We start from the raw sequence: 17,020 nt of genomic DNA, 5'->3' as shown, positions 1-17,020 counted from the left end.
GCCCCGCGGCATTCAGTACGCGGACCCGGGCCGCGGGGAGATCAGCCGCCGAGCAGGTCGTGCACCTGCTCGGCCACCTCGTCGACGGTCACGCCGTCCACCCACGACGGGTCGTGCGGGCAGCGTCCGGCCGTCAGGTCCACCCCGCTCGCCCCGCACGTGGGGCAGGCCACCGTCCAGGAGATCACCGGCCGGTGGCGGGTCCGGGTGAGCGGCCCGGCGTTGACGAGGTTGCCGCACCAGTAGATCCCCACCGTCGGCGTGCCCACCGCCGCGGCCAGATGCCGCGACCCCGTGTCGTTGGAGACCACGACGGAGCAGCGTTCGTACAGCGCGGCCAGACCGCCGAGGCCGAGGTTCAGGACCGGAGTCGCGGGATCGCGCGCCGCCGCGACCGTCTCCATCACCAGGTCCTCCTCGGCCGGGGTGCCCGTCACCACGACCGGGCGGCCGAGCCGGTCGGCGACGGCGGCGAAGTTCGCCGCCGGCCAGCGGCGGCGCGGGTCGGTCGCGCCGGGGTGCAGCGCCACCAGGCCCGGAGGCGGCTCGCCGAGCGTCGCCGCGAGCTCGGCACGGTCGGCGTCGGTGACCGCGATCCGCGGCTCGACCCGGTCCGTGGCGGCCCCGACCAGGGCGGCCACCTCCAGGAAGCGCAGCGTCTCGTGCTGGAAGTACGCGTACGGCGCCCAGCGGTCCAGCGGCTCGGCGTCGGGGGCGCGCAGGCCGGCCGTCACCCGCGCGCCCAGCCGCCGGACGAACGGGTTGGAGTGGCGGCCCCCGCCGTGGATCTGCACCGCCAGGTCGAACCGGCGCTCCGCCAGCCCGGCGTAGAACGCGTCCGGCGCGGCGTGCCCCGGCTCCGGGGTGGTCAGCCCCGTGATCGGCGGCAGCACGACCACGTCGTCCACCGGGCCGGGACGGCCGGTGAGGAAGTCCGCGTGCCAGGCGTTGGCCAGCAGGGTGATCGCGGCGCCGGGATAGGCCCGCCTGAGCGCGTCGAGGGCGGGCACGGCCACCACGTAGTCACCCAGCGCGTTGGCGCGCAGCACGGCGATCCGCTCGACCCCGTCCACCGGCCCGTTCCCGGACCCGTCCGTCCGCGCCGTCATGACGTACCGAGCACGTAGTCGTAGCACTCCGCGCTCCTGTCCTCCACCGTGGTCGGCAACTCCAGGTGGTAGGCGCGGCTGGGGAGCAGGCCGGCCCCGCCGTACCGCTCCATGACGCGCAGCTCGGCGACCACGTCCTCGCCCGCGTGCGCGGCGGGGACGGAGCGCCAGAACTCGAAACCGCCGCACTCCACCAGCCGCTCGCGGTCGTAGAGCACGCAGCCGCCGATCCACGCGACCTTGTACGGCCACCAGTCGCGGCCCGTCCCGGCGCGCTCGGCCAGATGCAGAGGGTTGGACGCGTTGTGCAACGTGTGCCGCTGCCAGGCCGGGCTTCCGCGGCGGACCCGCTCGGGCCGCACCTCCGAGGTCCACTCCTCGTACGACCGCAGCTCGTGCGGCCGCACGTCGTGCCGGTGGGACAGGCCGTGCAGGGCGAACCCGACGAACCCGCAGCCCAGCTCGCCGATGGCGGTCAGCAGCACCTCGACGGCGGTCGGTTCCAGCCACACGTCGTCGTCCAGGTAGAGGACGAACCGGCGCTCGGCCCGCTCCAGCAGGAACTGGCGCTGCTCGGCCAGGCCGTACGGCGGGACGTGCCGGAGCAGCTCGACCGGCCGGTCCCGGTGGTCGAGGATGCGGACCGCCGTGGAGACCAGCGCGTCCCGCTCCACCGGGACGTCCGACTGGTCGGAGATCACCACGCGGAAGCCCGCGACCGTCTGCGCCGCCAGGCCCGAGAGCGTCACGGCCAGTGCCGCCGCGCGGTCTTTGGTCGGAATGAGCACGTCGAGGTCGGCGGGGTGGGTCATAGCTGCATGGCTACCCCTTGATCACCTGGGCAAACGGCTCCCGGCGGCGGGGGCGGCGGGCCCGGACAGGCCCAGCTCGGCGGCCTCGCGCACCGGGACCGACGTGCTGCACGAGCCGTACGAGGCGAACCCGGCCCGGACCCGGCGCGCCTCCTCAGGGCCGAGGGAGCCGGCCAGCGCGGCGAGCCGGTCCGCGTCCGTGTCGAGCAGGACGGACGCGACCTCGTCCACGTCCGCGCCGCGCCCGGCCAGCGCCGAGGCGAGCAGCACGTTGAGGAACCCGAAGTGGGTGAACCCCGTGGCCGGGTCGGTGTGCCGTACGGCGTGGTGCAGACCGGCGGTCGCCTTCACCGGGATCCCGGCCCTCGCGGCGGCGACGAGGGCGGCGGCCAGGTCGGCGGCGGGCGGGAACAGGTCGGGCCGGACGCCGCCGCACCGCAACTTCAACCCGAGCGGCCGGCCCGCCCCGGACTTGATGAGCGCGCCCGTCATCGCGGCGGCCCCGGCGACGCCGGCGGGCTCGGCGAACAGCGGGACGTCCGGGCCCGCGCCCGCCTCGGCGAGCGTGCGCAGCGCGACGCCGAGAGCGGCGGCGACGCCCTCCTCCGGGCCGGAGGCGTCCGCGGGCGGGGGCGCGAGCGGCGCGGGCGCCCACTCGACCCCGGCGAGGGTGAGCCCCGGCGTGCCGATCACCGTGCGTATCGCGTCCCGCGTCTCCGCCGGGTCGGCGCCGCCGATGAGGATGACCCGTACGCGGTCCTCGGGGGACAGCTCGGCCAGGAACTCGTCGACGCGGGCGGCGGGGCAGAGGAACCGGTGAGTGAGCATCGGCTCGCCCGCGGCGAGGTCCGCCCGGTGCCGCCGTACGGCGGAGCCCATGTCGAGGGAGGTCGGCGGGAAGAGCCCGGCGTCGTCGACCAGGGCGTCCAGCAGGCCGGTCACGACGACCTCCGCGCCCGGCGGCGGCCGCTGTGGCCGCTGTGGCCGCGATCTCCCCTGACCTGCCGGTCCGGCATCCGGTACGGCATCGCACCTCCTGTTGCCGTGCCGCGTGCGTCCGGGCCCGTCGCCGGGCTCGGCGCGTACGCATCTGACGCTTGTGCGTGCTATCAGACCATGCCGGCGGCGCGCTCCGCGAGCGGCGTCAGCGACGGGCGGCCGGCGGCCGGGTCCGCTTCCGCGCACCCAGGTCAAGGGAGATCAGCATCACGGCGGCGGCGACGTAGGCGGCGCTGAACCACAGGGGACCGTACTCCTCGTGGTCGGACGGCAGGAGCCGGTGCGCCGCGGGCCATCGCGCCGGCTTCGCTCCGGCGGCGGAGGCGACGAGCAGCAGCGCGGCGATCGTTCCGTACAGCAGGACGCCGGCCAGGACCGTCCCTCCCGCCCGGCACTCGCCCGGAAGCAGCGCCCAGGGGAGCGCGTGCAGCAGCGGCGCCGCGAGCGCGACGGCCGCGCCCCACCGGGCGAGCGTGCGGTGCGGGTACGGCGCGCCGCGCCGGGCCAGGAAGGCCGGGACGGCCAGCACCGCCGGGAGCAGGAAGGCGATGGCCGCCGACGTCCAGGAGCAGACGAGGGCGGCGACCGCCGCCGCGGACGCGGTCGCGCCGCCGGACCGGAGGGGCACGTCGATCAACTCGTACACCGGGTCGGGCGGACCGCCGGGGGAGGGGGCGCAGACGTAGGTGTCGATCGTGCCGCCGCCCAGCGCGTACAGGGTGTGCGGGAGGAGGGACAGCAGGACCGCGGCGAGCCACCACGGGGACAGCGAACGCCCGGACGCCGGGCGCTGGAACACGGATCGCTGGGACACGGGGCCATTCCGATCACGACGACGGAAAGTCATGTCTATACCGCCATATGTCGTCACATGTCCATCCAGGTCGACGAGAGGCACGGCGACACCGGACGGGGGCCGCGAGCGTATGGCCTTTCGCCCCTGGGATTGGGGAACAAGGTCCCGCGATGAAGATCCGCCCGGTGTGACAACGTTGAGCCGTCGTCTCGCGAGTCGGCCCGCAGCCCATAAGAGCCGTCGGCGCGAGGTGGGGACTCTGTGCGAACTCGTGCGAAGTCGCCGTGAGGCGCGCCCCGTGCGAATTCGGCGCGGAGTCGACATGAGGAGCGAACTCTGTGCGAACTCATGCGGATTCGTGCGGAGTCGCGTGAGGTGCGGACTCCGTAGGAGTTCGGTGCGTCCCGTCCGTCCTGAAAGGAGAACGGCCATGACCAGGTCCAAAAGGGCGGAGCTTCCGCTCGTCTACTCCTGCTCCGGGTGTTCCAGCGCCGCGCAGATGGCCAACGACCTGGCCCTCCGGCTGGACCGCGAAGGGCACGCCGAGATGTCGTGCATCGCCGGGGTGGGCGGGGACGTCGGCTCCCTGGTCCGGGTCGCGACCTCCGGCAGGCCGATCGTGGCGCTCGACGGCTGCCCTCTGACATGCGTGTTGTCCACGCTGCGCCGGCACGGAGTGGTCCCCGACGAGCACGTGCGCCTCGACATGTACGGCGTGCGCAAGCGCAAGCACGCCGACTACGACCGCGAGCACGCGGAGCGGCTGCTGCCCGTCGTGGTCGAGGCCGCCGAGCAGGCCGCCTCCCGCCGCGCCTGGGGACGGCCCGTCCAGGACCCGCCCGCACCTCCCACCGCACCCGCACCCGCTCCGGTGTCCGCGCCTCCCCTCACGCCCGCACCGGCGCCCGCCCCCGTGACCTCGTCTTCCCCCGCACTGACGGCCGCCTCCCCGTCCACGTCGGCGCCCCTGTCCGCGTCCGGCGCCAAGGGCGGTTCCGCCCTTTCCGAGGGGGCCCGTCACTGACCGGCGCTCGTCCTCGGACGGGCCGGAAGCGCTGGGAACGACGGTCAGCGGCGGGGCCGGGCGACGGCGGCGAACACCGCGGAGCAGACCAGGAAACCGGCGGCGACGGCGATGAAGCCTCCCCAGAACGCGCTGACCGACGAGCCCATGTCGACGCCGAGCCAGACGGCGACGAGCACACCGGCCGCGACGCCGGCGATCGCGCCGCCCTGCCAGCGGCGCGGCCGGTGGGAGACGGCGCCGACCATCGGCAGGACCAGGGGGATCAGGACGATCCCCCAGCCGGCGCGCGGCTCGCCGAACAGGGTGATGCGCACGGCCGACACGGCGGCCGCCACGCCGATCGACACCAGGGTCCAGACGATCAGCCGGACCGGGCCGTAGGCGCGGTCGGACTCGCCCGCCTCGTACGTCCCGATGCCGAACGCCCAAAAGGAGAGAAGGCCGGCGACCAGGTCGCCGATGCCGGATTTCCAGTTCTCCGGCTCCTTTTCACCGTCGGTGTCGAACCCCATTCCGCTCCCTCATGATTGGCCGCGTGCCGGATTTTGCTGGATTCGTCCGCCACTCTATCCCGCGCCGGAGTGGTGTATCGCGGTATAAGTCACCGATTTCGGTTCCGTTAATTCCTTAGGCGATATATCGGTTATACGGAACAAGGGCGTGCCGTCGAATCGGGGACGGATGCCGACGGAAATCGCGGAAACGGATGCGAACAAAGCGTGAAAGCGCGGCGCGTGCCGGTCAGCCCTTCTCGGCTCCCTCGTTGGCTCCCCGGACGAAATAGCGCTGGAAGATCACGAAGAGGACCGCGACGGGGATCGTGGCGAGCACGGCGCCGCCGAGCTTCAGCGGGTACTGCGTGCCCTTGCCGAGCGAGCCGCTCACCAGGTCGGCGAGGCCGCGCGGCAGCGTGAACAACTCGGGGCTCTGCACCGCCACCAGCGTGTGCGGGAACTCGTTCCAGGCGCTCTGGAACGAGATGATGGTCAGCGTGATCAGCGCGGGCCTGGCCATCGGCAGCACGACCGACCAGAACGTGCGGAACACCCCCGCGCCGTCGATCCGCGCCGCCTCCTCCACGCTGACCGGGATGGACTCGAAGAACTGCTTCATGATGAAGACGCCGGCCGCGTCTGCGATCACCGGGAGGATCAGCGCGGTGTAGCTGTCGTACAGCCCGAGCTGGTTGAGCACCAGGAACTTCGGGATGAACAGCACCACGCCCGGCACCGCCATCACGGCGACGATCGCGGAGAACAGCGCGGCGCGCCCCCGGAAGCGCAGCCGGGCCAGGGCGTACCCGGCGAGCGAGTCCAGGAAGATCCGCCCGACAGTCAGCACGATCGTCACCAGCACCGAGTTGCCCAGCCACAGCGGCAGGTCGGTGCCGAGGAAGACCCGCTCGTACGCGGCGAACGTCAGGGGGCCGGGGACCGGCGACAGCGGGTGCGCGGCCGCGTCCGGCTCGGTCTTGAGCGAGTTCGCGATCTGGATGACGAACGGGTAGAGGAAGACGAGCGCGAAGAAGACCAGGACGAAGTAGCCGGCGAACGTGGACGCGAGGGTGCGCGCCCCGGCCGTGCCGCCGGTCTTGTGCTTCCTCCTGGGCCGCTCCTCCGCCGCGCGGCCCGCGGCACCGGGGCTCGCCGTCATGTCAGGCCCTCACTTTCCCGGCCCTGCGGCGGGGGCGCGGAGCCGCGTCGCGGTCCCGCAGGACCCAGCGCTGGACCAACGCCAGCACCACGATGATCACGAAGAGCACGAACGAGATCGCCGTGCCGGGGCCGTACTCGAAGTTGCGGAAGGCCGTCTTGTACGACAGGTACGCCGGGGTGAGCGTGGTCTTCGCCGGGTCGCCCTGGCTCATCACGTAGACCTGGTCGAAGACCTGCCAGGTGGCGATCATGCCGAGCGTCAGCACCAGGAAGAGCGTCGGCTTCAGCATGGGCAGCGTCACGTGCCGGAACGTCTGCCAGCGTCCGGCGCCGTCCAGCCGGCTCGCCTCCTCCAGCGTCACGGGGATGTCCTGCAACGCGGCCAGGAACATCAGCATGAACGTTCCCGAGGTGGTCCAGACGACCAGCATGATGATGGTCGTCATCGCGACGCTCGGCCCGGACAGCCACTCCCACCACGACAGCCCGAACGGGCCCCCGTCGGTCAGGGCCGCGGGCGGGGCGTTCGGATCGACCAGGCCGAGCGCGCCGAGCAGCAGGTGCAGCGTCCCACGCGAGTCGGCGAACCACTGCGGCCCCCGGATGCCGAACAGGGCGAGCAGGCCGGTCACCGCACCCGAGTTGGCGAAGATGAAGAGGAAGACGACGCTGATCGCGACGGAGCTGGTGACCGAGGGGAAGAAGAAGGCCGCGCGGAAGAACGTCCTGCCCTTGAGCAGCCTGCTGTTGACGATCACGGCCAGCCCGAGCGCGAGCACCGTCTGCGCCGGCACCACGATCAGGACGTAGTAGATGTTGTTGCGCATGCTCGTCATGAAGTCCTGGCGGGCCAGGTCGTCCTCGGTGAACAACCGCGCGTAGTTGTCCAGCCCGACGAAGGGGACCCCGGGCTTGAACGGGCTGCCCTGCCCGTTCCAGTCGGTGAGGCTCACCCACAGGGCCATCAGGATCGGCAGCAGCAGGAACAGGCCCAGGATCACCACGACCGGGGCCACGAAGAGCCAGCCCGCGAGGCTCTCCCGGGCGGCGGCGGAGAGCCGGGGCCGCCGCGGCCGGTCCGCGCCGTCCGCCCCGGGGCCCTCCGCCGGGGGACCGCCCGCCGCCGGGCCGGTCGTTGTGTCGGTCACGCCGACCTCCTTCCACCGTCTTCCACGTCGCTCACCGGGCTCCCCGGCCCCGGCCGTGCGGCGGTCCGGGGTAGGGAGCCCGTGCGTCGAGGGGTCAGTTCCCCAGTGCGGCCCGCGTGTTCTTCTGCAGCCGCGCGAGCACGGACGCGGGCGAGGTGGAGGCGAGCTGCTGGATGCCGGTGTCGAAGTCGGCCAGCACGCTCTCCATCTTCGGCGCGTTCACCGGTCCCTGGGCGTACTCGGCTCCGTTCACGAACGGGGTGTCGCCGGGGAACTCGGCGGTGTAGGCGGCCTTGGCGGACTGCCGCGACGGCATGACGCCGAAGGCGCGGGCGAAGGCCATCTGCTGGTCGGCCTTGGTCATCGCCTCGACGAAGCCGATCGCCTGCTCCTTGTACCTGCTCCTGGCCGAGACGCCCCAGCAGTTGGTGAAGGAGAGGGTGCCCTTGCCCTTCGGTCCGGCGGGCAACTCGTGCACCGAGTACTTCACGTCGGGGAAGTCGGCCTTGAGCGCGCCCTTGATCCAGTTGCCCTCGATGGTCATGGCGGCCTTCTCCTTGCCGAACGCCTCACCGCCCCAGCCGGCGTCGAGCTGCTTGGGGAACCGCGCGAGCTTCCCCTTGAGGAGCGACTGGACGTACTCCAGCGCCTTGGCGTTCTCCGACGAGTCGGCGGTCGCCCGCTTGCCGTCCGGGCTGGTGATCCAGCCGCCCGCCTGCACCATGAACGCGCCGACCCGGTCGCGGGTGTCGCCGACGGCCAGCGGCGTGATCCCCTTGGCCGCGAGCTTCTCGCTCACCGACGTGAGCTGCTCCCACGTGGTGGGCACGTCCGCGTCGCCCAGCCCGGCCTTCTTCCAGAGGGTGTCGTTCACGATCAGCGCCAGCGTGGAGAAGTCCTTCGGCGCGCAGTAGAACTTGCCGTCGTAGGTGAAGGTCGTGCGCAGGCTCTCGTAGAAGTCCTGCGGGTCGGAGATCCGGTCCCCGTACGGCTCGAGCGCCCCGACGCTCGCGTAGTCGGCGAAACGCGACGCGTCGACGTAGAAGACGTCCGGCGGGTTGTCGCCGGCGAACGCCTGGCCGAGCTGCTGCGCGATGTCCTGCGCCGGGGTGACGGTGGCCGTCGAGCCGGTGGACTTCGCCCAGGCGTCGGCGGCCGCCCGCACGGCCGTGGTCTCGGCGTCGCCGGAGGAGCCGATGAGGATCTGCAGGGTGGCCGGGCCGTCGCTCTGCCGGGCCGGCCCGGCCTGCTTGTCGTCGAACCCGCTGCCGCAGGCGGCCGAGGTGAGCAGGCAGGCGCAGGCCAGCGCGCCGAACGCCGCGTTCCGGAGGTTTCCACGTGTCATGGACGTTCCTGATCTTCTTGGTTCTCTGGGAGGTGGGAGCCGCGCCGGGTCAGGTCGACCGCCGTACGACCAGCGAGGGCTGGAGCAGCACGTGCGGGTGCGGGTCCCCCGAGGACCCGGGCGGGCGGGGGCCGCCGTCGAGGAGGCGGGTGAGCAGCGTGACGCAGGTCGCCGCCGCCTCCGCGAGCGGCTGGCTCAGGCTGGTGATGCCCACGGCCTTGGCCACCGGCGTGTCGTCGAACCCGATCACGCCGATGGGCCGTCCGGCCCGGCCCCCTGAGCCGGTGTCGGTGGAGCGGGCCGCGTGCAGCGCGCCGAGGGCGAGCGAGTCGCTCGCGCAGACGAGCGCGGTCGCCCGGACGCCGGATGCGAGCAGCTCGCGGGCCGCCGTCTCTCCGTCGTCGACGCCGTCGCTGGTCGCGCGGTCGAGCCCGGCCGGGTCCACGCCCGCGGCGCGGAGCGTGCGGGCCCAGCCCTCCCGCCGGTCGTCGCCGACGCCGGAGCCGGCGGGCCAGCCGAGGAAGCCGATCCGGCGGTGGCCGGCGTCGAGCAGGTGCCGGGTGGCGGCGGCGGTGCCCGCCGCGCCGTCCACGTCCACCCACGCGTGCGGCGCGGCGTCCGGCACGCCCCACGGCCGGCCGAAGGTGACGACCGGCAGGCCGCGGTCGAGCAGCCACGAGGTGCGGATGTCGCCGTGGTGGGTGCCGGTCAGCACGAAGGCGTCCGGCTCGTACGCGCCGAGCAGGTCCTCGAAGGTGGCGATCTCGGCCGCGTCGTCCTCGGCCGTGTAGAGGAGCACGCGGTAACCCGCCCGCGCGGCGGCCTCGGTGAGGCCGTGCAGGAAGCGGTCGAGCACGGAGCCGTTGATGCCGTCGTGGTCCGGCTCGATGCGGGTGGCGATGAGCCGCGACCTGCCGGTGCGCATCTGGCGGGCCGCCTGGTTCACCCGGTAGCCCAGCTCGTCCACCGCGTCGAGCACCCGCCGCCGGGTCTCCTCGCGTACGACCTCAGGGGTGTTGAGCACGTTCGAAACCGTCTGCCGGGAGACGCCCGCGTGCCGAGCGACGTCCGCGATCGTCACCTTGTCGGCCATGGAGTCCCTTTCCGTGGGTTTGAACGTTCAAAAAGAAATAAGGCATGATTGGATCGTTCAAGTAAAGGAAGTGTTTGGAAATGTGCACCTCCGGAGCGGATCTGTCAAGGTCGCGCCCCGCCTGACCGAACCAAGGAGTCGTACGTGCTGGTCGGAGCCACGCCGGAACCAGGGGCCGCCCTCGCGGCCGAGGAGGCCGGCCTCGCGGCGGGATATCGCCTGCAGCCGCTGCTGCACGACCTCGTCAGCACCATCCTCGCCCCGACCAGCGCCCTGAGCGGGGCCGACGGGCAGATCCGGTCCTCCGGCGTGCAAGGGCTCTTCCACGCCGACGCGCGGGCCCTCTCCCTCGCCACGCTGCTGGTCGACGGCCACGAGCCGGAGGCCATCGCGTACCTGCCGGTCGGCCCCGGGCACGACCGGTTCGTCTCCCTCGCCCGCCGGCTCGGCGACCCCCATCCCGACCCCACCGTCCGCGTCGAACGCATCCGCCGGGTCACCCCGTACGGCATGAACGAGCGGGTGGAGATCGTCTCCACGGCGTCGGCGGACGTCACCGCCACCGTCACCGTCGAGCTGGCCGGGGACTTCGCCCCGATCGAGGTCGTCAAGTCGGGCGGCGACACCGAGCCCGTCCCGGCGGCCGTCGAGGGACCCGGCACGCTCGTCTGGCGGTCGGGACGCTCGCGCGTCATCGTGACCGGAACCGGCGCGCGGGCCGAGACCGGGCAGCCGGGTGATCCCGGCGCCCCGGACGGTCCCCGTGATCCGGCGGCGCAGGGGGAGACAGCGGCGCGGGGGGAGACGGCGGCCCGGCTGACCTGGCCGGTCACCGTGCCGCCGCGCGGCCGCGTCACGCTGCGCTGGGAGGTCGCCGTCACCGACCCCGAGGCGGTCGTCGTGTCGCCGCCCCGGCCGGTCGAATGGGGCGGCCCCCGGGTCGCCGCCGCCGACCGGCGGCTGGAACGGCTGCTCGACCGGTCCCTCGACGACCTGCGTTCGCTCCGGCTCGCCGAGCCGGCCGCCCCCGCCGACACCTTCCTCGGCGCGGGGGTGCCCTGGTTCCTGACGCTGTTCGGCCGGGACAGCATCTGGGCGGCCCGGATGCTCCTCCCGCTCGGCACCGACCTGGCCGCGGGCACGCTGCGGGTGCTCGCCCGCCGTCAGGGCGTACGGACCGACCCGGGCTCCGGGGAGGCCCCCGGAAAGATCATGCACGAGCTGCGCCGCCACGAGTTCACGGTCGAGGGCAACGGCCTGCGCCTTCCCGCGACCTACTACGGCACCATCGACGCCACGCCGCTGTGGATCTGCCTCCTGCACGACGCGTGGCGGTGGGGGATGCCCGAAGGCGAGGTCGCCCCGCTGCTGCCGCACCTTGAGGCCGCGCTCGGCTGGCTGGGCGAGCACGCCGACCCCGACGGCGACGGCTTCGTCGAGTACATCGACACCAGCTCCCGGGGGCTGGCCAACCAGGGCTGGAAGGACTCGGGCGACGCCGTGCGCTTCCGCGACGGCCGCCAGGCGGACGCCCCCATCGCCCTCGCCGAGGTGCAGGGCTACGCCTACCAGGCGGCCACCGGGGCCGCCGCGCTGCTCGACGCGTTCGGCCGTCCCGGCGCGGCACGCTGGCGCGAGCACGCGGCGGCGCTCGCCGAGCGGTTCCGCGAACGGTTCTGGGTGGAGGGCCCCGCCGGCCGCTACCCGGCGCTCGCCCTCGACGCCGCCAAGCGCCCGGTCGACTCGCTCACCAGCAACATCGGCCACCTCCTCGGCACCGGCCTGCTGTCGCCCGGCGAGGAGGACGCGGTGGCCGGGCTGCTGGCCTCGCCCGCGATGGCGGCCGGGTTCGGCCTGCGCACCATGTCGGCCGACGACGGCGGCTTCAGCCCGTTGTCCTACCACTGCGGGTCGATCTGGGCCCACGACACCGCGATCGTGCTCGCCGGGCTGGCCCGCGCCGGGTTCGGCGCGCAGGCCGCCGGGCTCGCCGAGGGGCTGCTCGCGGCGGGTGAGGCGTTCGGCTACCGCCTGCCCGAGCTGTACGGCGGGGACGCGCGGGAGGACGTGGGGCGGCCCCTGCCGTACCCGGCCGCCTGCCGGCCGCAGGCGTGGTCGGCCGCGGCGGCGGTGACGATCCTGCACGCGGCCGTCGGCCTGTACCCCGACGTGCCGGAGGGCCGGGTCATGCTGCGCCCCCTCGCCGGCGCGCCGCTCGGAGCGGTGTCCGCGCACGGCCTGCGGGTGGCGGGACACGAGGTCGGCGTGGAGGTGGACGCCGCGGGCCGGGCCGCGGTGACCGGCCTGCCGCCGAGCCTGCGGGTCGAGGACCTCGCCCGGACCGCCCCCTGACGGCCCTCGGCGGCGGGCTCGGAAATCGGTTGCCCGTTCGATGCGACGGTCTCTAGGGTTGGGCGCCATGTCCGTTGTGTTCCTCTCCGGCCTCGCCCGGCCCGCCCACCTCGTGGTCGGCCGGACCAAGCGTCCCCGCGCCCACCGGGCCCTGGCACCGCTGGTGAACCTACGGCGCTTCATTCGCTGACGCGTCCACGAGGTCGTGTTTCGCGGACGTTCCGGCCTGCCGACGCCGCCCGTACGGCGTCCGTACGGCGCGTGACGGCGTCGCCGCCGCACCCGCGAAGCATCCCCCAGCGCGCCCAGGGTCTCCGAGATCCCCAACCAGACTCGGACCCGAAAGGGCGGACACGCTGTGGCGCAGTCCTTCGCACACGGAAACCACTCACACACTCAGCGGAAGGTCAAGAACCGCGGTGCCGGGCGTACCGGTCGCGACCAGGCGAGACCGGCTCAGGCCCAGGTCTTCCTGGCCGACGCGGACGCCGTCGGCCGGGTCGTCGCCGCCGCGCGACCGGCCGGGCTCGTCGTGGAGCCCGGCGCGGGACACGGCGCGCTGACCCGCGCCCTGGCCGAGCACGCCGCGAAGGTGGTGGCCTATGAGACCGACGTACTGCTGGCCGGGAAACTGGCCTCCCGCACCCGCGGCGACGCCCGGATCGAGGTGGTCCGCGGCGACCTCCTCGCCGCGAACGCTCCCCGCGAGCCGTTCGCGGTGGTCGGCGTCGTCCCCGGCGCGATTACCGCGCGCGTCGTGGACTGGTGTCTGCGGGCTCCCTCGCTCACCTCGGCGACCCTGGTCACCGAGGCGGAGTACGCCCGTACGATGACCGGCGGCTCCGGCCGGTGGGACGCGCTGACCGTGCGGACCTGGCCCAGGTTCGGCTGGAGCCTGGCGGGTCACGTCGGCCGCGACGGCTTCCACCCGGTCGCGGCGGCGGACGCGGCCGTCCTGCGGATCGAGCGGCGTCCCGATCCGCTGCTGCCGGCCGACCGGCTGGAGGAGTACCACCGGCTGGTCGAGCCGGGATTCGGGCAGGCGGGCGGCACGCTGCTCGCCTCCCTGAGCGGCCTCCACCCGGCCGACCGGCTGGACGCGGCCTTCGCCGCCGCCGGGCTCGACCACCGCGTCGCGGCCGAGGCGGTCCAGCCGGCCCAGTGGCTCACCCTGGCCGGACACCTCCGCTGACGCCGCGCTGACGCCCCGGCGCGGTCCGGCCGCCACCCTGGCGGCCGGACCGCGTTCCCCCTCCACCTCGCCGGGCTCCCGCCCGGACGCGTCCGCCCGGACCCACGACGTACGGGCGGGCCCTGACCACTGCTCGCGCGCGGATCCGGAGCGACCCGCGCCGTGGCCGTACGAGAAAGCCTGATCATGACAACGGCTCACGACACCGGAACGATCGGAGGGCGCGCCTTCGGGGTGCTCCGGCAGCGGGACTTCCGTCTGCTATGGATCGGCGAGACCGCGAGCGGGCTGGGCACCAGCATCACGACCGTGGCGCTGCCCCTGATCGCCGTCGTGGTCCTGCGGGCCGACGCCTTCGCGGTCGGCCTGCTGGCCGCGGTCGTCTGGCTGCCGTGGCCGGTCATCGGACTGCCCGCCGGAGCATGGGTGGACCGGCTCCGCCGGCGGCCCGTCCTGATCGTGTGCAACCTCGTCTCGGCCGTCATGTACGCGAGCGTCCCGGTGGCCGCGTGGCTGGGCGCGCTCACCCTCGCCCACCTGCTCGTGGTGGCGGTGGTCTGCGGCGCCGCGACGGTGTTCTTCAGCACGGCGTATCACGCGTACGTGCCCGCCGTGCTCGACGGCCGCGACCTGCTCGAGGGCAACGCGAAGCTCCAGGGCAGCGAGGCCGCGACGCAGGTGCTCGGGCGGGGCGTCGCGGGCGTGATCGCCGACGCGTTCGGCGCCGTCTTCGGGTTGCTGGTGGACGCGATGACGTTCGTCGTCTCCACGGTGTGCCTGCTGATGCTCCGCGTACGCGAACCGGCCCCGGAGCCGCCGGCGGACCGGACGACACTGCGCCGGCAGATCGGCGAGGGGCTCCGGTTCGTCGTTCACGACCGCTACCTGCGGCCGATGGTCGTCTACGGCGCCGTCGTCAACCTGGCGCTGATGGGATACCAGGGGATCCAGATCGTCTTTCTCGTACGCACGGTGGGAGCCGGTCCGGCGGTGGTCGGCGGTCTGATCATGGCGGGCGGCCTCGGCGGCGTTCTCGGCTCCCTGCTCGCCACCTCCCTCGGCCGGCGTTTCGGCACCGCGCGCGGGATGCTCGTCCTTCAACTGGTCACCGGTCCCTTCGCGCTCCTGCTGCCGCTGACCACCCCGGGAGCCGGGCTGCTGCTCTTCGCCGCCGGCTCGTTCACGGTGGGGGCGGGGATCGTCGCGTGCAACATCGTGGTGGGCGGTTTCCGGCAGAGTTACTGCCCGCCCCGCCTGCTGGGGCGGGTCGTGGCGACGACGATGATGCTCAACCACAGCACCATCCCCCTCGGGTCGCTGCTCGGCGGGTTCCTGGGCGACCATCTGGGCCTGCGCCCGGCCATGTGGGTCATGACCGGCCTGGTCGCGCCGTGCGGCCTGATCCTCGCGCTGAGCCCGATGCGGTCCCGGCGCGACCTGCCGGGAAAGTACGAACGGAGCGTCCGGCTCACCCCGTAAGGTCGGGCCCATGCGCTTCGGGGTGCTGGGACCGGTGACCGTCTGGACCGACGGGGGCGACGTCGTCGCGATCCCCGGTCTGAAGGTGCGCGTGCTGCTCGCCGACCTGCTCGCCCACGAGGGGCGGGCGGTGTCGGCCGACCGGCTGGTCGACGACCTGTGGGGCGAGGAGCCGCCCGGCAACCCGGCCGCGGCCCTGCACGTGCGGGTGTCGCAGTTGCGCCGCGCGCTGGAGGAGGCCGAGCCGGGCGGGAGGGACCTGGTGGTCTCGCAAGCCCCCGGCTACGCGCTGCGGATCGATCCGGACGCGCTGGACGCCGCGCGCTTCGCCCGGCTGGTACGCGAATCCAGGCAGGCCGAGGCGCTGGAGCTGTGGCGGGGCGCGGCGTTCGCGGACTTGGCCGACGCCGGGTTCCTCCGTCCCGTGATCGCGCGCCTGGAGGAGGCCCGGCTGGCCGCCGTCGAGGATCTCGCGGAGGCACGTCTCGCGGCGGGCGAGCCGGTGGACGTGGCCGAGCTGGTCGCCGCGCATCCGCTCAGGGAGCGGTTGCGCGCCGCGCACATGAGGGCGCTCTACCGGGCGGGACGGCAGAGCGAGGCGCTGGCGAGCTACGCCGACCTGCGTGAGCGCCTCGCCGAGGAGCTCGGCCTCGACCCGGCGCCCGAGTCGGCCGAGCTGTACGCGCGGATGCTGCGTCAGGACCCCGCCCTGAGCGGCGCGGCCACGCGTCCGCCGACGAACCTGCCCGCCGCGGTCGGCCCCCTGATCGGCCGCGACGGCGCGGTGGACGAGGTGCGCGCGCTGCTTGGGGCGGGCCGGCTGGTCACGCTCACCGGGCCGGGCGGCGTGGGGAAGACCAGCCTGGCGCTGGAGGCGGCCAGGCGGCTGGCCGGCGCCGACCCCGACGGAGCGTGGCTGGTCGAGCTAGCCGCCTACGACCGGCGGACGCCGTCCCTGGCCGAGGCCGTTCTCGTCGCGCTCGACATCCGCGCGGACGGCGCCGCGCCCCGGGAGCGGCTCGTGGACGCGCTGCGCGACCGGCGGCTGCTGCTGGTGCTCGACAACTGCGAGCACGTGGTCGACCAGGCCGCCGAGCTGGCCGAGGTGCTGCTGCGGTCCGCGCCCGGGCTGCGGATCCTGGCGACCAGCCGCGAGCCGCTGAACGTCGCCGGCGAGGCCCTCTGGAGTGTGCCGACGCTGGAACTCCCGGACGGGTCGGACCCGGCCGCGGTGGCGCGGGCCGACGCGGTCCGGCTGTTCATGGCGCGGGCGGCCGCGTCCGCCCGGGGGTTCACCCTCGACGCCGGGAACGCCGAGGCGGTCGCGCAGCTCTGCCGCAGGCTGGACGGCATCCCGCTGGCCCTGGAGATGGCCGCGACCCGGGTCAGGGCGCTCGGGGTCCACGAGCTGGTGAACAGGCTGGACGACCGGTTCCGGCTGCTGGCCGGGTTCCAGCGCGGCGCTCCCGCGCGCCAGCAGACGCTGACCGCGGTGATCGACTGGAGCTGGACGCTGCTCACCGAGGCCGAGCGGGTGGTGCTGCGCCGTCTGGCCGCGCACGCCGACGGGTGCGCGCTGGACGCGGCCGAGGCGGTGTGCGCCGAGCCCGGGATCGACGTGCTCGACGCGCTGGCCCGGCTCGTCGACCGGTCGCTCGTGGTGGTCGTGGACGGCCCGTCCGGCGTGCGGTACCGGCTGCTGGAGTCGGTGGCCGCGTACTGCCTGCGCCGGCTGGACGACGCGGGCGAGGCCGAGCGGGTACGGCTGGTGCATGCCGAGCATTACGCGGCGCTCGCCGTACGGGCCGAGGCGCACCTGCGCGGGCCCGAGCAGCACCGCTGGCTGCGGCGGCTGGACGTCGAGGCCGCGAACCTGCGGGCCGCTCTCGACGCGGCCCCGGCCGCCGTGGCGCTGCCGATGGTGAACGCGCTGGCCTGGTACTGGTTCCTGCGCGGCCGGTTCGGCGAGGCGCGCCGGGCGCTGGACGTGGCGGTGGCCGGCGCGGGCGACGC

At 74.0% G+C, this 17,020-nt stretch carries 15 protein-coding genes; 6 read left to right on the top strand and 9 right to left on the bottom strand.

The features are described from left to right. Positions 1-41: 41 nt before the first annotated feature. The 4 genes from AWQ70_RS14160 to AWQ70_RS14145 form a co-directional block, all read right to left on the bottom strand. Complete coding sequence (locus tag AWQ70_RS14160; RefSeq protein ID WP_245646946.1) at positions 42-1,136, bottom strand: glycosyltransferase family 9 protein; 1,095 nt, start codon at positions 1,134-1,136, stop codon at positions 42-44. Continuing rightward, positions 1,106-1,921: a glycosyltransferase family 2 protein gene (locus tag AWQ70_RS14155; protein WP_067175469.1), complete on the bottom strand. Its 816-nt coding sequence runs from the start codon at positions 1,919-1,921 to the stop codon at positions 1,106-1,108. The genes AWQ70_RS14160 and AWQ70_RS14155 overlap by 31 nt, the downstream gene beginning before the upstream one ends. Before the next feature lie 21 nt (positions 1,922-1,942). After that, positions 1,943-2,863, bottom strand: coding sequence for a hypothetical protein (locus AWQ70_RS14150; protein WP_067175467.1), 921 nt, complete (start codon positions 2,861-2,863; stop codon positions 1,943-1,945). 202 nt (positions 2,864-3,065) lie between these two features. After that, complete coding sequence (locus AWQ70_RS14145; RefSeq protein ID WP_067175464.1) at positions 3,066-3,734, bottom strand: hypothetical protein; 669 nt, start codon at positions 3,732-3,734, stop codon at positions 3,066-3,068. Positions 3,735-4,146: 412 nt separating this feature from the next. On the opposite strand from AWQ70_RS14145, the gene AWQ70_RS41995 reads away from it, so the two are divergent. After that, positions 4,147-4,740 carry a putative zinc-binding protein gene (locus tag AWQ70_RS41995; RefSeq protein ID WP_067175461.1) on the top strand — a complete coding sequence of 198 codons (594 nt, stop codon included), beginning with the start codon at positions 4,147-4,149 and terminating at the stop codon, positions 4,738-4,740. Between the two features lie 44 nt (positions 4,741-4,784). Here the strand turns inward: AWQ70_RS41995 and AWQ70_RS14135 are convergent, their stop codons facing one another. The 5 genes from AWQ70_RS14135 to AWQ70_RS14115 form a co-directional block, all read right to left on the bottom strand. Continuing rightward, positions 4,785-5,255, bottom strand: a complete 471-nt coding sequence (locus AWQ70_RS14135) for a hypothetical protein (RefSeq protein WP_067175458.1) — start codon at positions 5,253-5,255, stop codon at positions 4,785-4,787. A gap of 229 nt (positions 5,256-5,484) precedes the next feature. Then, positions 5,485-6,396, bottom strand: a complete 912-nt coding sequence (locus AWQ70_RS14130; protein WP_067175454.1) for a carbohydrate ABC transporter permease — start codon at positions 6,394-6,396, stop codon at positions 5,485-5,487. A 1-nt stretch (position 6,397) separates the two neighbouring features. After that, on the bottom strand, positions 6,398-7,546 hold the full coding sequence (locus AWQ70_RS14125) for a carbohydrate ABC transporter permease (protein WP_218004524.1): 1,149 nt from the start codon (positions 7,544-7,546) through the stop codon (positions 6,398-6,400). Between the two features lie 94 nt (positions 7,547-7,640). Continuing rightward, a complete protein-coding gene (locus tag AWQ70_RS14120; RefSeq protein WP_067175451.1) occupies positions 7,641-8,891 on the bottom strand; it encodes a sugar ABC transporter substrate-binding protein in 1,251 nt (416 codons plus the stop codon). 49 nt (positions 8,892-8,940) lie between these two features. Beyond that, entirely contained in the window at positions 8,941-9,984 is a 1,044-nt protein-coding gene (locus AWQ70_RS14115; protein ID WP_067175448.1) for a LacI family DNA-binding transcriptional regulator, read from the bottom strand. 144 nt (positions 9,985-10,128) lie between these two features. Between AWQ70_RS14115 and AWQ70_RS14110 the strand changes: the two genes are divergently transcribed. The 5 genes from AWQ70_RS14110 to AWQ70_RS14095 all read left to right on the top strand — a co-directional run. Next, complete coding sequence (locus AWQ70_RS14110) at positions 10,129-12,336, top strand: amylo-alpha-1,6-glucosidase (RefSeq protein ID WP_084517007.1); 2,208 nt, start codon at positions 10,129-10,131, stop codon at positions 12,334-12,336. A 67-nt stretch (positions 12,337-12,403) separates the two neighbouring features. Beyond that, positions 12,404-12,526: a hypothetical protein gene (locus tag AWQ70_RS41990; RefSeq protein ID WP_281196929.1), complete on the top strand. Its 123-nt coding sequence runs from the start codon at positions 12,404-12,406 to the stop codon at positions 12,524-12,526. Positions 12,527-12,694: 168 nt separating this feature from the next. Further along, positions 12,695-13,528: a ribosomal RNA small subunit methyltransferase A gene (locus AWQ70_RS14105; protein ID WP_067175445.1), complete on the top strand. Its 834-nt coding sequence runs from the start codon at positions 12,695-12,697 to the stop codon at positions 13,526-13,528. 186 nt (positions 13,529-13,714) lie between these two features. Beyond that, entirely contained in the window at positions 13,715-15,007 is a 1,293-nt protein-coding gene (locus tag AWQ70_RS14100; protein ID WP_067175442.1) for an MFS transporter, read from the top strand. Between the two features lie 10 nt (positions 15,008-15,017). Next, positions 15,018-17,020: AfsR/SARP family transcriptional regulator (locus tag AWQ70_RS14095; RefSeq protein WP_067175440.1), on the top strand; the 2,003-nt coding region annotated here is incomplete at its 3' end.

The organism is Microtetraspora niveoalba, from assembly GCF_001570405.1.
GTDB classification, from domain to species: Bacteria; Actinomycetota; Actinomycetes; order Streptosporangiales; family Streptosporangiaceae; genus Microtetraspora; species Microtetraspora niveoalba.
The sequence above is the reverse complement of the archived record's forward strand: the minus strand, read 5'-3'. Positions and strand labels throughout refer to the sequence as shown.

Bases quoted from the DNA above. Each gene is read 5' to 3' on its own strand.
- AWQ70_RS14155 (WP_067175469.1), bottom strand. From the start codon at position 1,921: ATGACCCACCCCGCCGACCTCGACGTGCTCATTCCGACCAAAGACCGC.
- AWQ70_RS41995 (WP_067175461.1), top strand. From the start codon at position 4,147: ATGACCAGGTCCAAAAGGGCGGAGCTTCCGCTCGTCTACTCCTGCTCC.
- AWQ70_RS14135 (WP_067175458.1), bottom strand. From the start codon at position 5,255: ATGGGGTTCGACACCGACGGTGAAAAGGAGCCGGAGAACTGGAAATCC.
- AWQ70_RS14130 (WP_067175454.1), bottom strand. From the start codon at position 6,396: ATGACGGCGAGCCCCGGTGCCGCGGGCCGCGCGGCGGAGGAGCGGCCC.
- AWQ70_RS14120 (WP_067175451.1), bottom strand. From the start codon at position 8,891: ATGACACGTGGAAACCTCCGGAACGCGGCGTTCGGCGCGCTGGCCTGC.
- AWQ70_RS14115 (WP_067175448.1), bottom strand. From the start codon at position 9,984: ATGGCCGACAAGGTGACGATCGCGGACGTCGCTCGGCACGCGGGCGTC.
- AWQ70_RS41990 (WP_281196929.1), top strand. From the start codon at position 12,404: ATGTCCGTTGTGTTCCTCTCCGGCCTCGCCCGGCCCGCCCACCTCGTG.
- AWQ70_RS14100 (WP_067175442.1), top strand. From the start codon at position 13,715: ATGACAACGGCTCACGACACCGGAACGATCGGAGGGCGCGCCTTCGGG.